This is a genomic window from Agrobacterium sp. GD03872, assembly GCF_029840625.1.
GTDB lineage: Bacteria > Pseudomonadota > Alphaproteobacteria > Rhizobiales > Rhizobiaceae > Agrobacterium > Agrobacterium fabrum_A.
Genome location: NZ_JAOCCY010000005.1, coordinates 200,686 through 221,236 on the forward strand (window position 1 = coordinate 200,686; position 20,551 = coordinate 221,236).

General features: G+C 60.8%; 11 protein-coding genes. 5 read left to right on the forward strand and 6 right to left on the reverse strand.

All coding sequences use genetic code 11. From position 1 onward, the window contains the following. Positions 1-111: 111 nt before the first annotated feature. Positions 112-8,607, reverse strand: a complete 8,496-nt coding sequence (locus N5D22_RS14825; RefSeq protein WP_279656579.1) for a glucoamylase family protein — start codon at positions 8,605-8,607, stop codon at positions 112-114. 575 nt (positions 8,608-9,182) lie between these two features. On the opposite strand from N5D22_RS14825, the gene N5D22_RS14830 reads away from it, so the two are divergent. Then, the gene (locus N5D22_RS14830; RefSeq protein WP_279656578.1) at positions 9,183-10,361 is read left to right on the forward strand and encodes a M20 family metallopeptidase; all 1,179 of its coding nucleotides are present in this window, start codon (positions 9,183-9,185) and stop codon (positions 10,359-10,361) included. Positions 10,362-10,437: 76 nt separating this feature from the next. On the opposite strand, the gene N5D22_RS14835 is transcribed toward N5D22_RS14830, so the two are convergent. Next, on the reverse strand, positions 10,438-10,581 hold the full coding sequence (locus tag N5D22_RS14835; RefSeq protein WP_003505150.1) for a hypothetical protein: 144 nt from the start codon (positions 10,579-10,581) through the stop codon (positions 10,438-10,440). Between the two features lie 229 nt (positions 10,582-10,810). Between N5D22_RS14835 and N5D22_RS14840 the strand changes: the two genes are divergently transcribed. Further along, entirely contained in the window at positions 10,811-11,914 is a 1,104-nt protein-coding gene (locus N5D22_RS14840; protein ID WP_279656577.1) for an NAD(P)/FAD-dependent oxidoreductase, read from the forward strand. A gap of 2 nt (positions 11,915-11,916) precedes the next feature. Here the strand turns inward: N5D22_RS14840 and N5D22_RS14845 are convergent, their stop codons facing one another. From N5D22_RS14845 to denD, 4 genes are all read right to left on the reverse strand, one after another. Further along, the gene (locus N5D22_RS14845) at positions 11,917-12,891 is read right to left on the reverse strand and encodes a threonine/serine dehydratase (protein WP_279656576.1); all 975 of its coding nucleotides are present in this window, start codon (positions 12,889-12,891) and stop codon (positions 11,917-11,919) included. A gap of 128 nt (positions 12,892-13,019) precedes the next feature. Next, the gene (locus N5D22_RS14850) at positions 13,020-14,804 is read right to left on the reverse strand and encodes a dihydroxy-acid dehydratase family protein (protein WP_279656575.1); all 1,785 of its coding nucleotides are present in this window, start codon (positions 14,802-14,804) and stop codon (positions 13,020-13,022) included. 8 nt (positions 14,805-14,812) lie between these two features. Continuing rightward, entirely contained in the window at positions 14,813-15,715 is a 903-nt protein-coding gene (locus N5D22_RS14855; RefSeq protein ID WP_279656574.1) for an NAD(P)-dependent oxidoreductase, read from the reverse strand. Next, the gene (gene denD, locus N5D22_RS14860; RefSeq protein ID WP_279656573.1) at positions 15,712-16,698 is read right to left on the reverse strand and encodes a D-erythronate dehydrogenase; all 987 of its coding nucleotides are present in this window, start codon (positions 16,696-16,698) and stop codon (positions 15,712-15,714) included. Before denD ends, N5D22_RS14855 begins: the two co-directional genes overlap by 4 nt. A 199-nt stretch (positions 16,699-16,897) precedes the next feature. Here denD and N5D22_RS14865 point away from each other — a divergent pair, with 199 nt between their 5' ends. The 3 genes from N5D22_RS14865 (at position 16,898) to N5D22_RS14875 (ending at position 20,542) form a co-directional block, all read left to right on the forward strand. Then, a complete protein-coding gene (locus N5D22_RS14865; protein ID WP_279656572.1) occupies positions 16,898-18,343 on the forward strand; it encodes an FAD-binding oxidoreductase in 1,446 nt (481 codons plus the stop codon). 118 nt (positions 18,344-18,461) lie between these two features. Continuing rightward, positions 18,462-19,178 carry a FadR/GntR family transcriptional regulator gene (locus tag N5D22_RS14870; protein ID WP_279656571.1) on the forward strand — a complete coding sequence of 239 codons (717 nt, stop codon included), beginning with the start codon at positions 18,462-18,464 and terminating at the stop codon, positions 19,176-19,178. Positions 19,179-19,381: 203 nt separating this feature from the next. Beyond that, positions 19,382-20,542, forward strand: a complete 1,161-nt coding sequence (locus N5D22_RS14875) for a fumarylacetoacetate hydrolase family protein (RefSeq protein ID WP_279656570.1) — start codon at positions 19,382-19,384, stop codon at positions 20,540-20,542. The last annotated feature ends 9 nt before the right edge of the window (positions 20,543-20,551 follow it).

A 20,551-nucleotide genomic window follows, 5' to 3' on the forward strand; every position in this document is an offset into this window, starting at 1 on the left:
CCATGATTCCACCGGTATACCGAGTCGGAGGTCAGGGCAGCCCCATAAAAATTCAGGCCCCCGCGTCACCGCGGGAGCCTGAGTTTAAAGGCGAACGGAGACCCGATCGTCTCAGTCGAAGGGGATCACCCTGTCATCTGCCGACAGGGCCTTGCCATCGACGGAAACGGAGACTTCCGCCGTGCCGGCCTTGCGGCTGACGACGATGTCCCTTGCCTTCCCGTCGAGCGTGATCTTCACCGAGAAACCGCTCCAGTCTTCAGGCAGCGACGGCGAAATATGCAGCTTGCCGTCGGTGCGGGTGATGCCGAGAATACCCTCGACAGCGGCACGATAGAGCCAGCCGGCGGAACCCGTGTACCAGCTCCAGCCGCCACGGCCCGCATAAGCGCCTTCACCGTAAACATCCGCAGTCACCACATAGGGTTCGACCCGATAGGTTTCCGACGCCGCCGCATCGAGCGCGTGATTGACGGGGTTGAGCAGCTTGAAGCAGTTCCAGGCTTCCTGCGCGCGGCCCTGCTTGGCGAGCGCAAGAACCACCCAGGTCGCCGCATGGGTATATTGTCCGCCGTTTTCGCGCACACCCGGCGGATATCCCTTGATGTAACCAGGATCATGCGGCGCACGCGAGAAGGGCGGCGTGAACAGCCGGATAATGCCGGTCTGCTCATCGACCAGATGCTCCATGACGGCATCCATCGCCTGCCGCGACCGGCCTTCCTCACCCTCACCGGAAAGAACACTCCAGCTCTGGCCGAGCGAATCGATCCGGCATTCCTCGCTTTCGGCGGAACCGAGCGGCGTGCCGTCATCGAAATAACCGCGGCGGTAATAGCTGCCGTCCCAACCCGCTGTTTCCAGCACATTGCGCAGCCTTTCCCGATGCGACGCCCATTTGCCGACGCGGTCGGTATCGCCACGCTTTTCCGCGATCTCGATGAAATCGCGCAACGCCCCCGAAAGGAACCAACCGAGCCAGACGCTGGTGCCCTTGCCGCCCACGCCGACACGATTCATGCCGTCGTTCCAGTCGCCGCCGAGGATCAGCGGCAGACCGTTTTCACCGGTGCGATGAATGGCGAGATCGAGAGCCAGCGCCGCATGTTCATAAAGGGTCGCGGATCTGTCGCTCGTCTCCGGCTGGAAGAAGGCATCGTGCTGACCGGGCATCAAGGCCGGCCCCTTCAGGAAGGGAATGCTTTCATCGAGGATGGCGGTGTCACCCGTGGCCGAGACATACTGGTTGATCGCATAAGCGAGCCAGACCACGTCGTCGGAGATGGTGGTGCGAACACCGGCGCCGGTCAACGGCAACCACCAGTGCTGCACGTCCCCTTCCGGGAACTGCCGGCCCGCCGCCCGCAGGATCTGCTTGCGGGCAAGATCCGGCTGATAGAGCAGGAAGGCCAACGTGTCCTGCAACTGGTCGCGGAAACCGAAGGCGCCGCTCGACTGGTAAAAGGCGGTGCGCGCCAGAATGCGGCATGCCAGCGCCTGATACGGCAGCCAGTTGTTGACCATGTGGTTGAAGCCGGCATCGGGCGTGGAAACCTGCAACTGCCCGGTAAAGCCCGTCCAGAAAGCCTTGCTTTCGTCCAGCACCGTCTGGAAGTCCGCCTTGCGAACATCCTTCACCAGCGCTTCGGCCTCTTCCGCATTGTCGGCATCGCCGAGAATGAAGGTCATGTGCCGTTCTTCACCGGGCTTCAGGTGGATTTCCTGCATCAGCGCCGCGCAGGGATCGCCATCGAGCTCGGTGCTGCCGCTGAGTGCGGCACCGGACACGATGCCCTGCGGCGCCTGCGCCGAACCAAAGCGGCCGATGAATTCCCGGCGGCTGGTGGTGAAGCCGCTCGCCTCGCTGTCGAGCGTCAGGAACGCGGTGCGGGCACTATAGTCGATGCTGTAGGGGTTGGATGCGAAGATCGCATTGCTGCCGGCATCGTGCCTGCTGAGAATGAACGGCGCGGATTTCTGGCCGTTATTGCCGAGCACCCATTCCACATAGGCGTAGACCTTCAGACGGCGGCTCTTCGAACCCTTGTTGCGAACGATGACCTGCGAGAGCTTGACCGGTTTTTCACGGTCCACGGTCTGCGTCAGCTCCACTTCGAGCGTATCGGCCACGCCCGTCAGCACGGAATAACCGAGACCGTGACGGGCTTCGAACAGGGCTTCGGGATCGCGCGACAGCGCGGCGCAGGGCGTATAGAGCTTTCCTGTCTCCACATCGGCGACATAGAAGGCCTCGCCCGGCCGGTTGATGACCGGATCGTTGCTCCAGGGCGTCAGCTGATAGTCGCGCGAATTGCGGCTCCAGCTGAAACCCGCGCCTTCAGCCGAAATATGGAAGCCGAAATTCTCGTTCGAGATGACGTTGATCCACGGATGCGGCGTTGACTGCCCGCCATTGAGGCGCACGACATATTCCTGTCCGTTCCTGGCAAAACCGCCAAAACCGTTCCAGAAATCGAGATCACCCGCATCCTCGACCGGCTCCGCAATCGAGAAGGCCGGAACAGGCAGACGGGCCTGTGCAGCATCCGTCGTGCCGTCAGGGCCGCGATGAGCCGCAAACAGCGACACCGCGCGGTTGATCTGGTCAACGATCTTGCCGTTGCGCACGTGCAGGACAACGCGGGAGGCGGCGAGAAGCGCGCTCCACGTCTCTTCGTCCATCAGATCGCGGCGCACGGAGAAGACGTGCGGACGACCGCCATCGGCGGGATTGATGCGGCGCTGCGTCTCGGAAATATGATCCAGCGCGTGCTGCATGTCCTGTGCGTAGGAAGCGGCCCGTTCGTTGACGATAACGAGATCGAAGATCACGCCGCGTGAACGCAGATATTCATGGGCGCTCAGCGCCTCGCGGGCGATATCCATGTCCATATCGTCGTTGATGCGCAGGCTGAAGATCGGGAAATCGCCCGAAATCGCAAGCGACCACAAGGCGCGCTGCGAGGCGAGACCCGTTTTCAGCGTTTCCGAATCCGCCCGCAGATGCATGTCGGGATAGGTCAGATAACGGCCGAGATGCTGGAAGGCGGCCGCCTGCTGCGAGGTAACGCCGACATGGCGCATCTGCACCTGCGTGCGCGTCCAGGCATGCACGAGTTCATGCGCGAAGGCGTCCGGATGACGATAACGGTCGATCGCCTTGTCGACCTCCTCGCGGCTCGGCGCGGCGATCGTCCAGAAGATCACGCTCACCTTTTTGCCCGCCGGCACGCGCACGGTGCGGCGCAGCGACAGGATCGGATCAAGCGTGAAGCCGTCGGCGCTGGAAAGCGTCGCACCGGCATCGAAAGCCGCCGCTTCGCGCAGCGAACGGCCGCGACCGATGAACTTGGCACGATCCGTCTCGAATTCCGTCGGGCGCGACGGGCCGGCATTGTCAGCGGCCAGATGCGCAATGACAGTGCCGGGCTCGTTCGGACTGCGACGGTTGCGCCAGGCGCGGATAACATCACCGCGGCGGCCGATCTCCGTCTGCACGAACATGCGCGAGAACAGCGGATGGGCGTTATCGTCGTCCTCGGAGGCGATGACCGGCTCCATATAGGAGGTCACTTCGATGTAACGATCCTCGGAACCGACGTTCAAGAGGGTGATACGCCGGCCTTCGGCATCGTGCTCGGTGGCGACGATACATTCGACCACGCTCTGCAGATCGCCTGTTGTCTTGTGGAACTCGGCCTTGTCGTCGGTAAAGATCGTCTTGGTCTTTTCACCTTCGATGACGCGCGGTTCCGCCGTCGCACTCCACCATTGTCCATTGGTGGTATCGCGCAGGAAGATGAAGGTGCCCCAGCGGTCTTCGGTCGGATCAGCCTTCCAGCGGGAAATCGCCTGGCCATTCCACTTCGAATAACCGGCGCCGGTGGAGGTGAGCATCGTCGAATAATGGCCATTCGACAGGAACACCACTTCGCGGTCGCGCACGGCCGGATCGGCGATGGAGCGGACTTCCGCACGCAACAGATCGGCCTGCTCCTTGCCGGGGGTTTCCGGCTCGTATTTGGCGCTCATCACCGGCACTTCGCGCGGTGCCTTTTCCTGCAGCAGCAGCTCTGCCGCTTCGATCACCGGATCGGAGTGGAAGAGTTCGCGCAGCACGCCGTCAAAGGCAACGTTGGCGACGGCGGCAATCGACATGCCATGATGGTGGGCATAATAATTGTAGACCACCGCGCAGACCTTGCCATCGGGCACACGCGTCGGCGTGAAATCGACAGCATCGTGGAAGCCGTACTGACCAAGCGCGCCAAGCTTGCGCAGCTTGTCGAGGTTTTCCAGCGCACTGTCAGGATCGTACTGGCTGGCGAGGATCGACGCATAGGGCGCGATCACCGCATTCTGGCCAAGGCCGCGCTTGAGACCGAGCGTCGGCACCCCGAAGTTGGTGTACTGATAGTTCATGTTGTGATCGCGGGCGTTGAACGCCGCTTCGGAAATGCCCCAGGGCGTGCCGAGACGACGGCCATGGTTCATCTGTTCCTTGACGATCAGATTGTTGGTCTGGTTGAGAATACCACCCTGACGCTCCTGCATGACAAGCGGCGGCATCAGATATTCGAACATCGAACCGGACCAGGAGACCAGCGCACCCTGTGCGCCGATCGGCACGACCTGGCGGCCGAGACGATACCAGTGCTCGGTCGGCAGATCGCCCTTGGCAATGGCGAACAGGCTGGTCAGGCGGCATTCGGAAGCCAGAAGGTCGTAGCAGGCTTCGTCCAGTTCCTTGCTTTCGACGCGGTAGCCAATCGACAGAAGACGGCGATCCTTGCGGTAAAGGAAGGTGAAATCCATCGAGAAGGCGAGGTTGCGGCTGCGGTCGCGCAACGATGCGAGGCGCTGGCGCAGCGGCTCCATATTGGTGAGGTCGATGGCGCTGTCGGAGATATGCGCTTCGCAGGATTCCACAAGCAATTGCGCCCAGCGGGTCACTTCCGCGCTCTGCGCGGACTTGACCTCATGATCGACATTGGTTGCGAGTTTCTGGATATCGCGCGCCAGCACCGCAAGATTGATGACGCGGATGGAAGCGAATTCATGCTCGCGCTTGACGGAAGCAAGAGCGTTCGAAAAGCCGATGATGCGCTCTTCCAGACGACGATGCAGCGGACGCAGGGTCTTGCGGTTGTCGGGCAGAGCCTTCAGCGTTTCGCGCAGAATGCCGGCAACATCACCGATACCGTCAAGATTGCCCTGAAGATGGGCCGACGGCGCTTCGGCCCAGTCGCGGCAGGCGGATGAAACCGCAATCAGATGGCCGGCGAGATTGCCGCTGTCCACCGCCGAAACATAGCGCGGTCCCAGCGTCTGCAGGGTGTCGGTATGATACCAGTTGTAGAGATGGCCACGATATTTTTCCATCTTCTCGACGGTCTGGATCGTGTTCTCGATCCGCTCCAGAGTATCGGCAAAGCTGATCCAGCCGAACTGGCGCGCCGAAATGATCGAAAGCAGATAGACGCCGATATTGGTGGGCGATGTGCGCGAAGCGACAATCGGCTCCGGCGTTTCCTGGAAGTTATCAGGCGGCAGGTGGTTTTCCTGCAGCGTCACGAAGGCCTCGTAATAACGCCAGGTGCGGCGTGCGATCTTGCGAAGCTCGAACGAGACATGTTCCGAAACGAAAAGCCGGTCTTCGGTTTCAGCCGACTGGCTGACATACCAGGCGACGGCGGGGGACAGAACCCAGAGCAGCGTGAAGGGAATGCCGATCAGGAAAGCGTTGTCGCCCGGCAGCGCCGCAAACAGCAGGCCAAGCATCGCCACCACGGGCGCATGCCACATCTGGCGGTAATAATCGATGATGCTGCCCTGCGCGCTCGACTGCATGCTGGCGGCGGTACGCCATTCCAGCATCAGCTTGTGGCTGACGAGCAGGCGGTAAAGCGAGCGGGCAATCGCATCCGTCATCATGCAGGCGGCATCGGCGATGAAGACGATGCGCAGCGCAACCTGCGCATTGGTGGCGCGGATTTCCGACCAGATGGTATGGAAATGCGCCTGCGGCACGATATCGGTGGAGCGCGGCACGAGGCCGGACAGCAGGGACAGCGTGGGCGCGACAAACAGCGAGAAGATCAGCAGTATCTGCCAGATCAGCGCACCAAGCGGATCCATGAAATACCAGCCGAGGATCGAGGCGAAGAACCAGGCGATCGGCGTCAGCGAACGACGCAGATTGTCGACCATCTTCCAGCGGCCGATGGCGGTAACGCCACGGGCACGATCGAGGATAAAGGGCAGAAGCTGCCAGTCGCCACGCGCCCAGCGATGCTGGCGCGACACTTCCACTTCATAGCGGGTCGGGAAGTCCTCCACCAGCTCAACATCGGTCACCAGCGCGCAGCGCGCAAAGGAGCCTTCGAGCAGATCGTGGCTGAGAATGGAATTCTCTTCGATCCGGCCCTTCAGCGCCGCCTCGAAGGCATCCACATCATAAAGACCCTTGCCGGTGAAGGTGCCTTCGGAGGTCAGGTCCTGATAGACGTCGGAAACGGTAAAGACATAAGGATCGATACCGCGGTTGATCGAGAAGACCCGCTGGAAGACGGACGCGTCCTTGCCGGTCGTCAGCGAGGGCGTCACGCGCGGCTGCAGAAGACCGTAGCCTTCGACAACCCGTCCGGATACCGGATCGATCACCGGACGATTGATCGGGTGATGCATCTTGCCGACAAGTTTGGTCACCGCGTCGCGCATCAGGCGCGTATCGGCGTCCAGCGTCATGACATATTTCACATCCTCGGGTACGACATTGGCGCCGCCGAGGAATGTCGTGTCCTTGTCGCCGCGCAGCAGCATGTTCAGCTCATGCAGCTTGCCGCGCTTGCGCTCCCAGCCCATCCAGCAGCCTTCGGCCGGATTATAGATGCGGCGGCGATGCAGCAGGTAAAAGCGCGTCTTGCCATCAAAGGCATAACGGCTGTTCAGCGCCGCAAGCTCGCGCTTGGCATAATCGAGAATCTCGAGGTCATCGTCGGACTGTTCATATTGCGCATCGCGCCAGTCGCTGACGAGCGAGAAATAAATCTCGCCATGCGGATTGGCGAGATAATGCACCTCGATATTGCGCATCATCTCGTCGACGCTGTCGCGGCTGGTCAGCATGCAGGGCACGGCGACCAATGTGCGGGCATCCTGCGGAATGCCGTTCTTGAACTCGTATCCAACCAGCCGGAACGGTTTCACGAAGAAGGTGACGAGCGTATTGAAGAGACCGGTCGCGCCTTCGGAGGCCGGCAATGCGAACATCAGCAGGAAAGCGGTCACCACATACCAGGGCATACCGGCCTGCGCCAGGAACCAGCCGACCGCCAGCATGGCGAGCGCGGTGATCAGCAGCACCGGCGCCGCAATCGCAAGCCAGTTGAACTTGCGCATCGCCCGGACAATATGCTGCGACACCAGCGGCCGGTAACCCAAAGCCTTTTCAAGCTCGAAACGACGCTGGCCGACAAGCACGGAGCCGACATTGACGCGATGAGTTTCATCCGCACCGGCCGGCGTCTCCGAACGCGCCATTTCGACGGCGGCGCGCGCAACCTCCACTTCGGTCTTGGGGGAACGGCGCGCCAGAAGTTCGATCGTATTGCGATAGGTGTTGCGCGAACCGAAATCGAGAACCTCGTAATCGGTCTCTTCGCGCAGAACCTTGTCGATATGGCTGACTTCCTCGAACCACACGGACCATTCAGTATCGTCGATCTCGCGCAGGCTCTTGACGATGTTGCCCATCGTGACATTGCCGGATGCCAGACGATTATGTTCCGACATCATGACGTTTTCGGCATCGGTGCCGGCAGCGTGAAGACGCTCTTCGAGCCAGGCAACGGCAAAACCGGAGGTCTGCGAACCGTTCCTCAGACGATAAAGGAACTGCGTCGCGAAAGTCGGGTCGTCGACCAGCGAATCGACCTGCTTGAGAAGCGCTGCCGAGGCTTCCACATCGTTCAGACGGATGATTTCATCGACGACCTCATTCGCCTTCTGGCGCATGCGGCGCGAACGCTCCACACGGATGGAGATACGGCGAAGATTTTCGATGAGGACGAAACGGATGATCGACGGCAAAGCCCACAATTCGCCGATCTGCAACGTCTTCGAGGTCTGGTAGCCATCCACCAACGCCGTCATGTTCTCGCGCGAAACCGTGCTGTGGGTATGGGCGACATAAAGCCAGCCGAGCGCCATAACCCGCGGGATCGTCACGCCGCCCACCGTCATCGTCGGCAGCTGGCGATAGAACTTGCGCGGAAAATCGCGGCGGACTTCCTGGATCGCCTCTTCGATGACGTAGTGATTGTCGAGCAGCCATTCCGCCGCCGGCGTGATCGTCGCGCCATTTTCCGCATCGACGGCCGTGGTGCGATAGACCCTGAGGATTTCCTTCTCGTTCTCGCGGTGACGCTCGAAGAAATCGAACTCCATGAAGCCGGGAAGACTGTCGGCGCCATCGCGCGAAAGCGCGGCGCCCGCATCATGCAGTTCCTCCACCGTCATATAGGACGCGCGGATCGAATCGTTGTGATCGATCTGCTTCGTCTCGGAATCACGGGCGGCGGCGGTCGGGGTAATATGAAATGACATCGGGCTCGTATTCTGAACTTAAGGGAAACCTGTTCGACTTGGCCGGCATTTCGTCCGTGGCGGGAACACACACGAAAATCGGGCCACGCTATATTTATGACTTATCCTGAACCTTCGGTGAACCGGACCGGACGCCGTGCGGAACGGATCGTCAAGTGCAGAATATCCGCAGGCGCGTCATGCTGCAGAGTCATTATTCCGGAATATCTGCGAAACTGGAGATCGGAGCGGACAGGGCGTTTTCGATGAGGGGAAGAAAATGGCATCGTTCGGCCCGGCAATGCCGTTCCGACCGGATTTCGCACCCTCCCCGATGGCGAAAATTGTTCGCGCAACGTCCGATAATCCCCCGTTGACAACCTGAAGGGCAACACGAACCGAGAGGCCCGCGCTACATCCGAAAGAAGCTAATGCCCCAGGACGTCAATAGTTCCATGCCACCTGTCGCGGCACGATGCAAGCGCTGAATTTCGGGGCATTTCCGGGCAGGCTACGCCCCTTACGCATGGCTGCATATGCTGCTATGTCATTTACAAAAGGCGCCGGAAAAAACGGCCGAACCCGGGACTTTAAAAATGACCAGACAGACCGCAAATCTCGCATCCTTTGCCAACCATATGCCAGATGTGGTGGCCATTCGCCGCCATCTGCACCGCAACCCCGAAATCGGCCTTTCGGAGTTCAAAACGTCGGATTTTATCGCCGAACAATTGGCGGCTATGGGCTATAAGGTTACGCGGGGGCTGGCTGGAACCGGGGTCGTCGCCACACTCCGCAATGGCGACAGCACCCGCACGCTCGGCATTCGCGCCGATATCGACGCCCTGCCGATCCATGAAGAAACCGGTGCGGATTATGCGAGCGCCAATCAGGGCGTGATGCATGCCTGCGGTCATGACGGCCATACCGCCATGCTGCTCGGCGCGGCGAAGATCATCGCCGAGCGCAAAAATTTCGACGGAACCCTGCATCTGATCTTCCAGCCGGCGGAAGAGAATTTCGGCGGCGCCCGCATCATGATCGAAGACGGGCTGTTCGAACGTTTTCCCTGCGATGCGGTTTTTGCCCTTCATAACGACCCCGGCGTGCCCTTCGGGCAATTCGTGCTGCGCGACGGGCCGATCCTTGCCGCCGTCGACGAGTGCAAGATCACGGTCAACGGATATGGCGGCCACGGCGCCGAACCGCAGGATGCGGCCGACCCCATCGTTGCCGGCGCAAGCATCATCATGGCGCTGCAAACCGTGGTGTCCCGCAACATCCATCCGCAATTATCGGCGGTCGTCACCGTTGGCGCGTTCCATGCCGGTGCTGCCAGCAATGTCATTCCCGAAACGGCGGAAATGCTGCTGACCATCCGCTCCTTCGATCCGGGCGTGCGCGACGAGCTGGAAAAGCGCATCCGGGCGATAGCCGAAGGTCAGGCGGCCAGCTACGGCATGAGCGTCACCATCGATTACGAGCGCGGTTATAATGCTACCGTCAACCACAAGGCGGAAACGGACTATGTCGCCGATCTCGCCCGGCGTTTTGCCGGACCTGAAAAGGTAGTCGAGATGCAGCGTCCGTCGATGGGTGCGGAAGACTTCGCCTATATGCTGGAGAAACGGCCCGGCTGTTATTTCTTCCTCGGCACTGCGCGCACCGATAACGACCCGCCGCTGCACCATCCGAAATTCGATTTCAACGACGATATCCTGCCGATCGGAACCGCTTTCTGGGTCGATCTGGCGGAAGATTACCTGAAGGCCTGAATGGGCATGAAAAAGGCCGGTCGGAGGAGCGACCAGCCTTTTATTCTCAAATTACCTGATGAGAAAATCGGGAGGATCAGGGAACGAGACCGAAAATGACGGCAGCGACAAAAGCCACGCAGACGCCGACAAGAGCCGCATGAACCGAATCTTTCCAGTTGCGCGGCGACTGGGGCTGCGAGACAAAGTCTTTTACTTTTCCTGCCTTGGAATAAGACATTGTACACTCCCTTCCTGCTCGGCCCTTCAAAGCGGGCATTGCTCATCTCCCCTAGAGAATAGCTTTATTCCCCACTGTTTCAGTAGAGATAAAATTCCATAAGATCGGCGCATCGGGAAAAATACGGATCGCGACTTGCCTGCGGGCAAGCATCAATCTACCCATTGCCCGGGATCAACGCGGCGAAGGGCATTCCCGTTCAAAACCAGTTGCGGGCACGGAAGAGACCATGACGGATATCGACGCCATCATCATCGGAGCCGGAGCGATCGGGCTGGCGGCGGCGCGCGAGCTGGCGATGCGCGGTCTCTCCGTCATCATACTTGAAAGGGAGAAGGAATTCGGCTCGGCCACCTCCTCCCGCAACAGCGAGGTCATTCACGCCGGTCTCTATTATCCGGTCGGAAGCCTCAAGGCCCGGCTGTGCGTCGAGGGCAAGACCCGGCTTTATGCCTTCTGTCAGAGTCACGGTGTTTCGCACCGCCGCTGCGGCAAACTCATTGTGGCCGAAAATGATGAAGAGACGACGCTTTTGGCGGCGCTCCGTGAGAAAGGCGTGGCGAACGGCTGCGACGATCTGGAACTGATCGATGAACAACAGGCGCGGTTGCTTGAGCCTGCACTCGCTTGTCGGGCGGCCCTGCTCTCACCTTCGACCGGCATCATCGACAGTCATGGTTACATGCTCGCTCTGCTCGGCGAGGCCGAAGACCATGGCGCAGCGCTTGCACTCAATACACCGTTCGAAAGAGCAGAAGCGGCAGGCACCGGTTTCCGGGTACACACCGGCGGCAGGGACCCGATGAGCCTGACATGCCGGCTGCTCATCAATTCCGCCGGCCTCGTCGCACCCATGGTCGCAAGAAACATTGAAGGATTGCCGGCACATGCAATCCCGCAGGCGCGTTTTGCCAAGGGCAGTTATTTTTCGCTGGCGGGCAAATCGCCCTTTTCGCGGCTGATCTACCCCGCACCGCACACCCACGGCCTCGGCGTGCATCTCACGCTCGATCTCGCCGGTCAGGCCCGTTTCGGACCGGATATCGAATGGGTGGAGGCCATCGATTACGCCGTCGACCCCCGGCGTATGGACGGTTTCGGTGACGCGATACGGCGTTATTGGCCGGGCCTGCCGGAAGACGCACTGGTTCCAGCCTATTCCGGCATACGCCCGAAGATTTCAGGGCCCGACGAGCCGGCCATGGATTTCCGTATCGATGGGCGGGAAGAACACGAGCTTTCCGGCCTCGTCAATCTTTTCGGCATAGAAAGCCCCGGCCTGACCGCCTCACTGGCAATCGCCAGCGAGGTTGCGGTACGGCTCGAGGCCTGATTTCAGCCGAAACGGGCCAGCGCATCGGCCATGATGCCAAGATCGACATTACCGCCCGAAGCGACCGCGATCACCGTTTCGCTCTCAAGCTCATCGCCGTGAAACAGGGCTGCAGCCAGGGCCACCGCACCGCCGGGTTCGACAACGACCTTCAGCCGGTTGAAGGCAAGAACCATGGCTCGCAACGCTTCCTCCTCGGTCACGGCGATACCTTCTCCACACAGCCCCGCCATGATCGGGAAAGTAATGTTACCCGGTTGCGGCGTGACGATCGCGTCGCAGATCGAACCCGAGGCCGTGGCGTTACGCTCGATCTTACCCGAGGCAAGGGAGCGCGCCACATCGTCGAACCGCTCCGGTTCTGAAGTCCTGACCTTGTAATTCGGTGCTTTCGCCGCAAGCGCAAGGGAGATGCCGGATGTAAGGCCGCCGCCGCCGCAGGGCACCAGAACCTCGGCCGCGCCGATACCCAGTTCCGCGCCCTGTTCGGCAATCTCCAGCCCCACCGTCCCCTGCCCGGCAATGACCAGCGGTTCGTCATAGGGCCGGATCAGCGTCAGCCCACGCTCGCGCGACAGCCGGTCGCCTATGGCGTCGCGGTCCTCATTCGCCCGATCATAAAGCACAACCTCTGCGCCATAGGCGCGGGTATTGTCGATTTTGATCTTCGGCGCATCGGACGGCATGATGATGACGGCAGGAACGCCGTGCAGGCGGGCGGCAAGCGCCACACCCTGCGCATGGTTGCCGGAGGAAAAGGCGATCACGCCCTTTGCACGCACCGCCGCCGGCAGGCCCGATACCGCCGACCAGCCGCCGCGAAACTTGAAGGAACCCGTCCTTTGCAGGCACTCCGCCTTCACGAACAGCTTTCGCCCGGCTATCTCATCCAGAAAATGTGACGACAGGAGCGGTGTCCGGACCGCATGGTTGCCAATGCGCTCGCGCGCCGCCTCGATCATCGAAATATCTGTCATGTCCTGCCCCGGGGGTAATGCGGATGTGATGCGGATTCGCGGCTACATTAGGAGGTCGCAATGAAATGCGAAACCGCCTCAACAAGAAAAATCCCCGGTCTGGGCCGGGGATTTTCCGTCATGTTCGGTCAGTGATTGTGCCGGGGCATCTTCTCGGCAATCCGGCGGAAATCCGCCGCCCCCTCGAGAACCGCGCCATCCGAAAGCTGGGTGACGGATTGGCGATAGATGCGCTGCCACGGCGTCGCGTCCACAGGCACGGCGGGAATACCATCTGCCCTGCGGGCCGTAAGCTCCGCATCCGCGACCAGCGCGTTGCATTCGCCCTTGTTGAAGTCGATGCGAATCACATCACCGGTGCGAAGCCATGCGAGCCCGCCGCCGGCCGCACTTTCCGGCGAAGCATTGAGAATCGACGGGCTGTCCGCCGTTCCGGACTGACGGCCGTCGCCGATCGTCGGCAGGCTGGTGATGCCTTTTTTCAGAAGCGCGTCCGGCGGCTGCATATTGACGACCTCAGCCGAACCCGGCCAGCCGAGCGGCCCCGCGCCGCGAATGACGAGGATGGTACGCTCGTCGATCTCGAGCGACGGATCGTTGATGCGGGCGTGATAGTCTTCCGAACCATCGAACACCACACATTTGCCCTCGAAAATACCCTCTCGACCCGGCTCGCTCAGATAACGCTGGCGGAATTCCGCGGAGATCACGCTCGTTTTCATGATCGCGAAATCGAAGAGATTGCCCTTGAGGACGAGGAAGCCGGCGCGTTCCTTGAGCGGCTTGTCATAGGGCAGGATCACATCGCGGTCGGTCGATTCACGGCCTTCAAGATTTTCCGCCATGGTTTTGCCAGTCACGGTCGGACAGCGTCCATCGAGCTTGCCCGCCTTGAGAAGCTCCCACATGATAGCCGGTGTGCCACCGGCGCGGTGGTATTTCTCACCCAGCCATTTGCCGGCCGGCTGGATGTTGGCCAGCAGCGGAATGTCGTAGCCGTGAACCTGCCAGTCCTCTTCGCGAAGCTCGACGCCGGCATGTTTCGCCATCGCCGCCAGATGCGGCTGGGCATTGGTGGAGCCGCCGATCGCCGAATTGACGCGGATCGCGTTCAGAAATGCCTCACGCGTCATGATGTCGGAAGGCTTGATGTTCTCGACAACCAGTTCAACGGCGCGGCGGCCTGTGCGATAGGCCATCTGGCCGCGTTCGCGGTAAGCGGCCGGGATCGCGCCGCAGCCCGTGAGCGACATGCCGAGCGCTTCCGCCATCGCGTTCATGGTCGAGGCCGTGCCCATGGTGTTGCAATGGCCGACCGAAGGCGCGGATTCGAGCGCTGCCTGAAGGAACTCCTCGCGGGTAATTTCACCGGCGCCATATTTACGGCGCATGCGCCAGATGACCGTACCGGAACCAACCAGATCGCCGTCGTGATATCCATCGAGCATCGGTCCGCCGGAGAGCACGATGGCCGGAATATCGACCGTGCTTGCCGCCATCAGCGCCGACGGCGTGGTCTTGTCGCAGCCCGTGGTCAGAACGACGCCGTCGAGCGGATAGCCGTAAAGCACTTCCACGAGGCTGAGATAGGCGAGATTGCGATCAAGCGCCGCTGTCGGGCGCTTGCAGTTTTCGAACATCGGATGGGTCGGAAACTCGATGGGGATACCGCCGGCATCGCGGATGCCGTCACGCACCCGCTTGACCAGTTCCACATGGACGCGGTTGCAGGGCGTGAGGTCGCTGCCGCTCTGGGCGATGCCGATGACCGGCTTGCCGGAACGCAGCTCTTCCGGCGTCACGCCATAATTCATGAAGCGCTCGAGATAGAGCGCCGTCATATCGAGATGGTCAGGGTTGTCGAACCAGTCCTGGGACCGCAGGCGGCGCATCGGTGTCTTGTCGTCGCTCATGAGCCGCCTCAGCCCTGTTCCCGGTTATTGAGTTTTTCAAGATAGAGCAGGATGCCGCTATGATCGATATCGGCTCCGCCGTCACCGACGAAGTCGTCGAATTCCCGCGTCACCTGCTGGGTCAGCGGCAGGTTGAGAGACAGGTCCTTTGCCGTCGCCAGCACGCCATTCAGATCCTTGAGCTGGAACTTGGACGGACCGCCCGGCACGAAATTGCGCTTCACCATGCGCTCGCCATGCAGTTCCAGAATCCGGCTTTCGGCAAAACCGCCGCGAATGGCGTTGCGGAACCCTTCACGCGATGCGCCGCCCGCTTCCACCAGCATCATCGCCTCGGCAACCGCGCCGATGGTGATGGCGACGATCTGCTGGTTGGCGAGCTTGCAGAGCTGGCCCGCACCCGAGGGGCCGACAAAAGTGAGCCTGCCCATCGGCGCAAAGACATCCGCAAGACCCGAAATCAGCGCCTCGTCGCCGCCCGCCATGATCGCAAGCGTACCGGCCGTCGCGCCCGGCACCCCACCGGAAACCGGCGCGTCGACGTGATGGATGCCAAGCGCCTCAAGCCGGGAGGAATGTTCCCACGCAATCGGCGGCGCAATCGAGCTGCTGTCGATGACAACAGAACCCTTTTTCAGCGCTTCGGCCACGCCGGCCTCAAACAGCACCTCGCCCACGGCCTTGCCGTCGCTCAGCATGGTGATGACGATATCGGCGCCTTTTGCGGCCTCCGCAGGAGATGCCGCCAGAACGGCGCCGTCGGCAACCAGCGCCTCGGCCTTATCGACGCTACGGTTCCAGACCGTAACCGGAAAACCGGCGCCCAGCAGACGCCGGGCCATCGGCCCGCCCATCAGGCCGGTGCCGATAAAGGCGACCGACCGCTTCTTCTCCTCCCCACTGATCCTCATTTCAGTGAACCTCCCAGTTCGTCCTCGATGTGAACCTGAATGATTTCTTCGAAGGAGCCTTCAGCCGTGAAACCCAGCTCCCGGGCGCGCCTGGCTTCGAAACCGGGCGCCCAGCCTTCGCACATGCGCATGATCATCTCGTTCGGCTCGCGGCGAATGAGGGCGACAGCCTTTTCGCCAGCGACCTTGCGCAGCGCTTCGATCTGCTCGCCGACGGTGGCGCTGAGGCCCGGCATCGACAGGTTGCGGCGCGGGCCGACCTTATCGACGTCAATCGTTGCGCCATGGATGAGGAAACCGACAGCGGAACGCGGCGAGGCATGCCAGTGGCGAATACTTTCCGGCACCGGCAGAACCGCTTCCTGACCGACCAGCGGCTCGCGCAGGATATTGGAGAAGAAGCCGGAGGCAGCCGCATTCGGTTTGCCGGGACGGATGCAGATGGTCGGCAGACGAATGCCGATACCGTCAAAGAAACCGCGACGGCTGTAATCGGACAGCAGCAATTCGCAGATCGCCTTCTGCGTGCCGTAGCTGGTCAAAGGCGTGGTGTGGAATTCATCGGGGATCGGGTAGGGAAGCGGCGCACCGAAGACGGCGATAGACGAAGTGAAGACCACGCGCGGCTTGTAACCATCCTTGCCGTTGGCGATGCGGATGGCGTCGAAGAGATAACGTGTGCCGTCGAGATTGATGCGGTAGCCCTTGTCGAAATCGAGTTCCGCTTCACCGGAGACGATGGCGGCAAGATGGAAGATGACATCCGGACGGGCGTCCACCAGCTTTTCGGCTTCGCCCGGCGCGGACAGATCTGCCGCCCGCGCATCGACGGCACCGGAAAAACCGGCAGGCGCTTCGGGCTGAAACACGTCGATCAGCGTGAATTTCTCGACCGGCTTGCCGCCGAGCGCACCGTCCTTGACGAGACGCTGCGTCAGCTTGCGGCCAACCATGCCTGCGGCGCCGATGATTGCGATATGCATGTCTTCCTCCTCTTTGTCCCGGTCATTCTCCCGAGACCGAAAAAACCTCATCGGCCAGTCGACCGATAAATTAGCTTGTAAGGTTGTCTGATAACCTTATATGATCGGATTGAAAATAGTATTTTTTCACAAACCGGTAAAAGCAAGGGCAAAAGACCTTGCCCGGGCACTTTTGGGCGGATTGGACGGAGAGGGTGGAATGACGATCGTGAGCGAACACGATATCGAGGAATTGCGGTTCTCGCTGAAAAACAGGCTGGGCGAGGCTCTGCTGCTGACATCGCAGGAAGACATGCTGCGTTATTGCCGCGACTGGCATGGCGACGTCACCAGTTCCGCCGTGGCCGTTATTCGCCCCCGTTCGACCAAGGAAGTCTCCGACACGGTGCGCGCCTGCGCTGAACTCGGCCTTGCCATCATTCCCCAGGGCGGCAATACCGGACTGGTACTCGGCGGTATTCCCGATGCCCCCAAACATCAGGTCGTGCTGAGCCTGGAACGCATGAACGCCATCCGCACCATAGACGACGACGATTTTTCCGCCATCGTGGAAGCCGGCTGCATTCTCTCGGAATTCAAGGATGCGGTTCAGGACAAGGGCATGTTCTTCCCGCTGTCGCTTGGCGCACAGGGCAGCTGCCGCATCGGCGGCAACGTCTCCACCAATGCCGGCGGCATCAATGTCCTGCGTTACGGCATGACCCGCGAACTGGTGCTGGGTCTCGAAGTGGTATTGCCTGACGGCACCATCTGGAACGGGCTTTCAACGTTACGCAAGGACAATCGCGGCATCGATCTGAAGCAGCTTTTCATCGGCGCGGAAGGAACGCTCGGCATCATCACCGCCGTTGCCGTCAAACTTTACCCCAATCCAGAACACATCGAAACGGCGCTGCTTGGCCTCAATTCGCTTGACGATGCCATCAAGCTTTATCGCCGCGCCCGCCGCGAATGCTGCGACTTGATGTCTGCCTTCGAATTCATGCCGCCGGTCGCCTTCACTCTGGCGATCGAAGCAATTCCGGACCTGAAAATGCCAATTGCCGGCGATTATCCGGCCTATGTGCTGATGGAAATATCAGGCTCGGGCCTGGTGGACACGGCCGACCTGATGGGGCGCTTCCTCGAGGGCGTCATGGAAGACGGCCTGGTGCTGGATGGTGTCATCGCCTCCTCACGTGCGCAGGCGCAATCACTCTGGCTGTTCCGTGAGGGTATGAACGAGGGCCAGGCGCTGCGCGGCAGCCACATGCGCACCGATATTTCCGTGCCGCTCTCCAAACTCGCGGCTTTCGTGGCCGAGGCCGAGGCAGAACTTTCGGAAAAGCTGCCGGAATGCCTCGCAGTGTCCTACGGCCATGTGGGAGACGGCAATGTCCACCTCAACGTGCTGCCGCCGAATGGCGCAACCCCTGAAGAGCGCGAGGCGTTCATCTACAAATCGAAGACACTCGTCAACGAGGTCCTCGACCGTTACGTCGGCAGCATCAGCGCCGAACACGGCATCGGCCGCCTGAAGCGCTCCGATTTCGAGAGCCGGCTATCTGATGTGCAGCGCCGGATGATCGCAGGCCTGAAAAACGCCTTCGATCCCGATCTGCGGATGAATCCCGGTTGCCAGATAAGCCTGCAACCGGATAGCTAATCGAGAAATGGCAAAGGCGGCCGCAGACATCGCCTTTGAAAACCCCGCTGGCGGCGAAGGAGGAAGTCGCTGCCGCGGGAAAAAACGAACCAATCGTTTCTATGGCACGGGAGCAACCATGACGCTGGAGTTCAATCAGATACATCGCAACGACCATCTTCCCGGCCGGATCGCCGCGGAGATCGCCCGCGAGATCAATGATTCGAAACTCGGGCCGGGCGACAGGCTGCCGACGGAACATGTTCTGGCGAAAACCTTCGGCGTCAGCCGCTCTGTCATTCGCGAGGCGATCGCGCAATTGCGCAACGAGGGTTTCGTCGAAACACGCCAGGGCGTCGGCGCATTCGTCACCGATCCCCGGCAGAGACTATCCATCCGCATCGAGCGATCCCGCCTGAACGACCCGGAAAATTTCCGCGATCTCTTCCAGCTTCGCATGCCGCTGGAAATCGAGGCAGCGGGGCTGGCGGCACTGCACCGCAGCCCGCAGCAGCTGGCGCGGCTGGCGGCAGCGCTGGAAAAGATGAAAACCGCCGATGATTGGTCGACGGAGGGCGTCGCCGCCGATCTCGACTTTCACCGCATTCTGGCGGAAGCGACCGAGAACGAATATTTCCTGATGTTCCTCGGCTTCATTGCCGAACGCATCAGCTCCGCCATCAACATCGCCTTCTCGCGCGCCGTTTTCGGGGAAATTCTCGAGGTGACGATCGCCGAACATGTCGCTATCTACGAGGCGGTCGAGAAGGCCGATGCAACCGCCGCCAAGAACGCCATGCGCAAGCACCTGATCGGCGCAGCAAGTCGGGTCAATCTCGAACTGGATATCTTCTAGGCGGCGAATAGGCGCAGCCGGCAAAGCTATAGGACAGGTTTACGGCTTTCCGGGGATTGAGACGCGAAAGACGATAATTTTGTCGGCAAGGCCGCTAGACTCATAGCAAAAGTCATACTAAGAAGGATAGGATTAGGTTGTCAGACATCCAGACAATAAGACCGCAGGAGGCGGCCTGTCGGAGGCTGAAGGGGAGGACATACATGACCGGCGCAACGTCTATCGACGCTACTGCAATTTTGCCTGAAGATTATGAAAACGCCCTGCTGGTCGGCCGTGTCTGGTCGAAAAGCGAAGGCGGTCCCTGCCCGGTCCTGCTCAAGGATGGCGTGCTCTATGACCTCACCTCCATTGCACCCACCATGTCGGAGCTTCTGGAAAAGGCGGATCTGGTGGAACGGCTTGCCGATACCGGCACATTCGTGGCGCTCGGCGCCCTCGATGCCTTCCTCGATGGCTCCGCCGGTGAGCTTCTGGCCCCCAACGATATTCAGGCTGTCAAGGCCGCAGGCGTCACCTTCGCCGACAGCATGCTGGAACGCGTGATCGAGGAGCAGGCCAAGGGCGACCCGCTGCGTGCGCAGGAAATTCGCGGAAGGCTGGCGCCGGTTCTCGGCGACAACCTCAAGGGACTTGAGGCCGGATCCGAAAAAGCCGCCGAAGTGAAGAAACTGCTCCAGGAAATGGGTCTCTGGTCGCAATATCTGGAAGTGGGTATTGGCCCTGACGCGGAGATATTCTCCAAGGCGCAGGCCATGGCCTCGGTCGGCTGCGGCGCACTGATCGGCGTTCACCCGAAATCGCAGTGGAACAACCCGGAGCCGGAAGTGGTGCTGGCCATTACCTCCGACGGCCGCATCATCGGCGCGACGCTCGGCAACGACGTCAACCTGCGCGATTTCGAAGGTCGTTCCGCCCTGCTGCTCAGCAAGGCCAAGGATAACAATGCCTCCTGCGCGATCGGCCCCTTCATCCGCCTGTTCGACGGCAACTTCACCATCGAAGACGTGAAGAAGTCGCAGATTTCGCTTCTGGTCGAAGGCGAAGACGGCTTCACCATGACGGGCGTCAGTCCCATGGAAGCGATCAGCCGTACACCGGAAAACCTCGCTTCGCAGCTCTTGAACCGTAACCACCAATATCCTGACGGCGCCGTCTTTTTCCTTGGCACGATGTTCGCGCCGGTGAAGGACCGCCATGGCCCAGGCCTCGGTTTCACCCATTCAAAGGGTGACCGTGTCGAAATCTCCACGCCCAAGCTCGGCAAGCTGATCAACTGGGTCACCACGACCGACGAATGCCCGGAATGGACATTCGGCACCGCGGCCCTTATGCGCAACCTGGCGAAACGAGGGCTGCTCTAGATATTTCTT

Bases quoted from the DNA above. Each gene is read 5' to 3' on its own strand.
- N5D22_RS14855 (WP_279656574.1), bottom strand. From the start codon at position 15,715: ATGAGGATCAGTGGGGAGGAGAAGAAGCGGTCGGTCGCCTTTATCGGC.
- N5D22_RS14875 (WP_279656570.1), top strand. From the start codon at position 19,382: ATGACCGGCGCAACGTCTATCGACGCTACTGCAATTTTGCCTGAAGAT.
- N5D22_RS14850 (WP_279656575.1), bottom strand. From the start codon at position 14,804: ATGAGCGACGACAAGACACCGATGCGCCGCCTGCGGTCCCAGGACTGG.
- N5D22_RS14845 (WP_279656576.1), bottom strand. From the start codon at position 12,891: ATGACAGATATTTCGATGATCGAGGCGGCGCGCGAGCGCATTGGCAAC.
- N5D22_RS14825 (WP_279656579.1), bottom strand. From the start codon at position 8,607: ATGTCATTTCATATTACCCCGACCGCCGCCGCCCGTGATTCCGAGACG.
- denD (WP_279656573.1), bottom strand. From the start codon at position 16,698: ATGCATATCGCAATCATCGGCGCCGCAGGCATGGTTGGCCGCAAGCTG.
- N5D22_RS14840 (WP_279656577.1), top strand. From the start codon at position 10,811: ATGACGGATATCGACGCCATCATCATCGGAGCCGGAGCGATCGGGCTG.
- N5D22_RS14865 (WP_279656572.1), top strand. From the start codon at position 16,898: ATGACGATCGTGAGCGAACACGATATCGAGGAATTGCGGTTCTCGCTG.
- N5D22_RS14835 (WP_003505150.1), bottom strand. From the start codon at position 10,581: ATGTCTTATTCCAAGGCAGGAAAAGTAAAAGACTTTGTCTCGCAGCCC.
- N5D22_RS14870 (WP_279656571.1), top strand. From the start codon at position 18,462: ATGACGCTGGAGTTCAATCAGATACATCGCAACGACCATCTTCCCGGC.
- N5D22_RS14830 (WP_279656578.1), top strand. From the start codon at position 9,183: ATGACCAGACAGACCGCAAATCTCGCATCCTTTGCCAACCATATGCCA.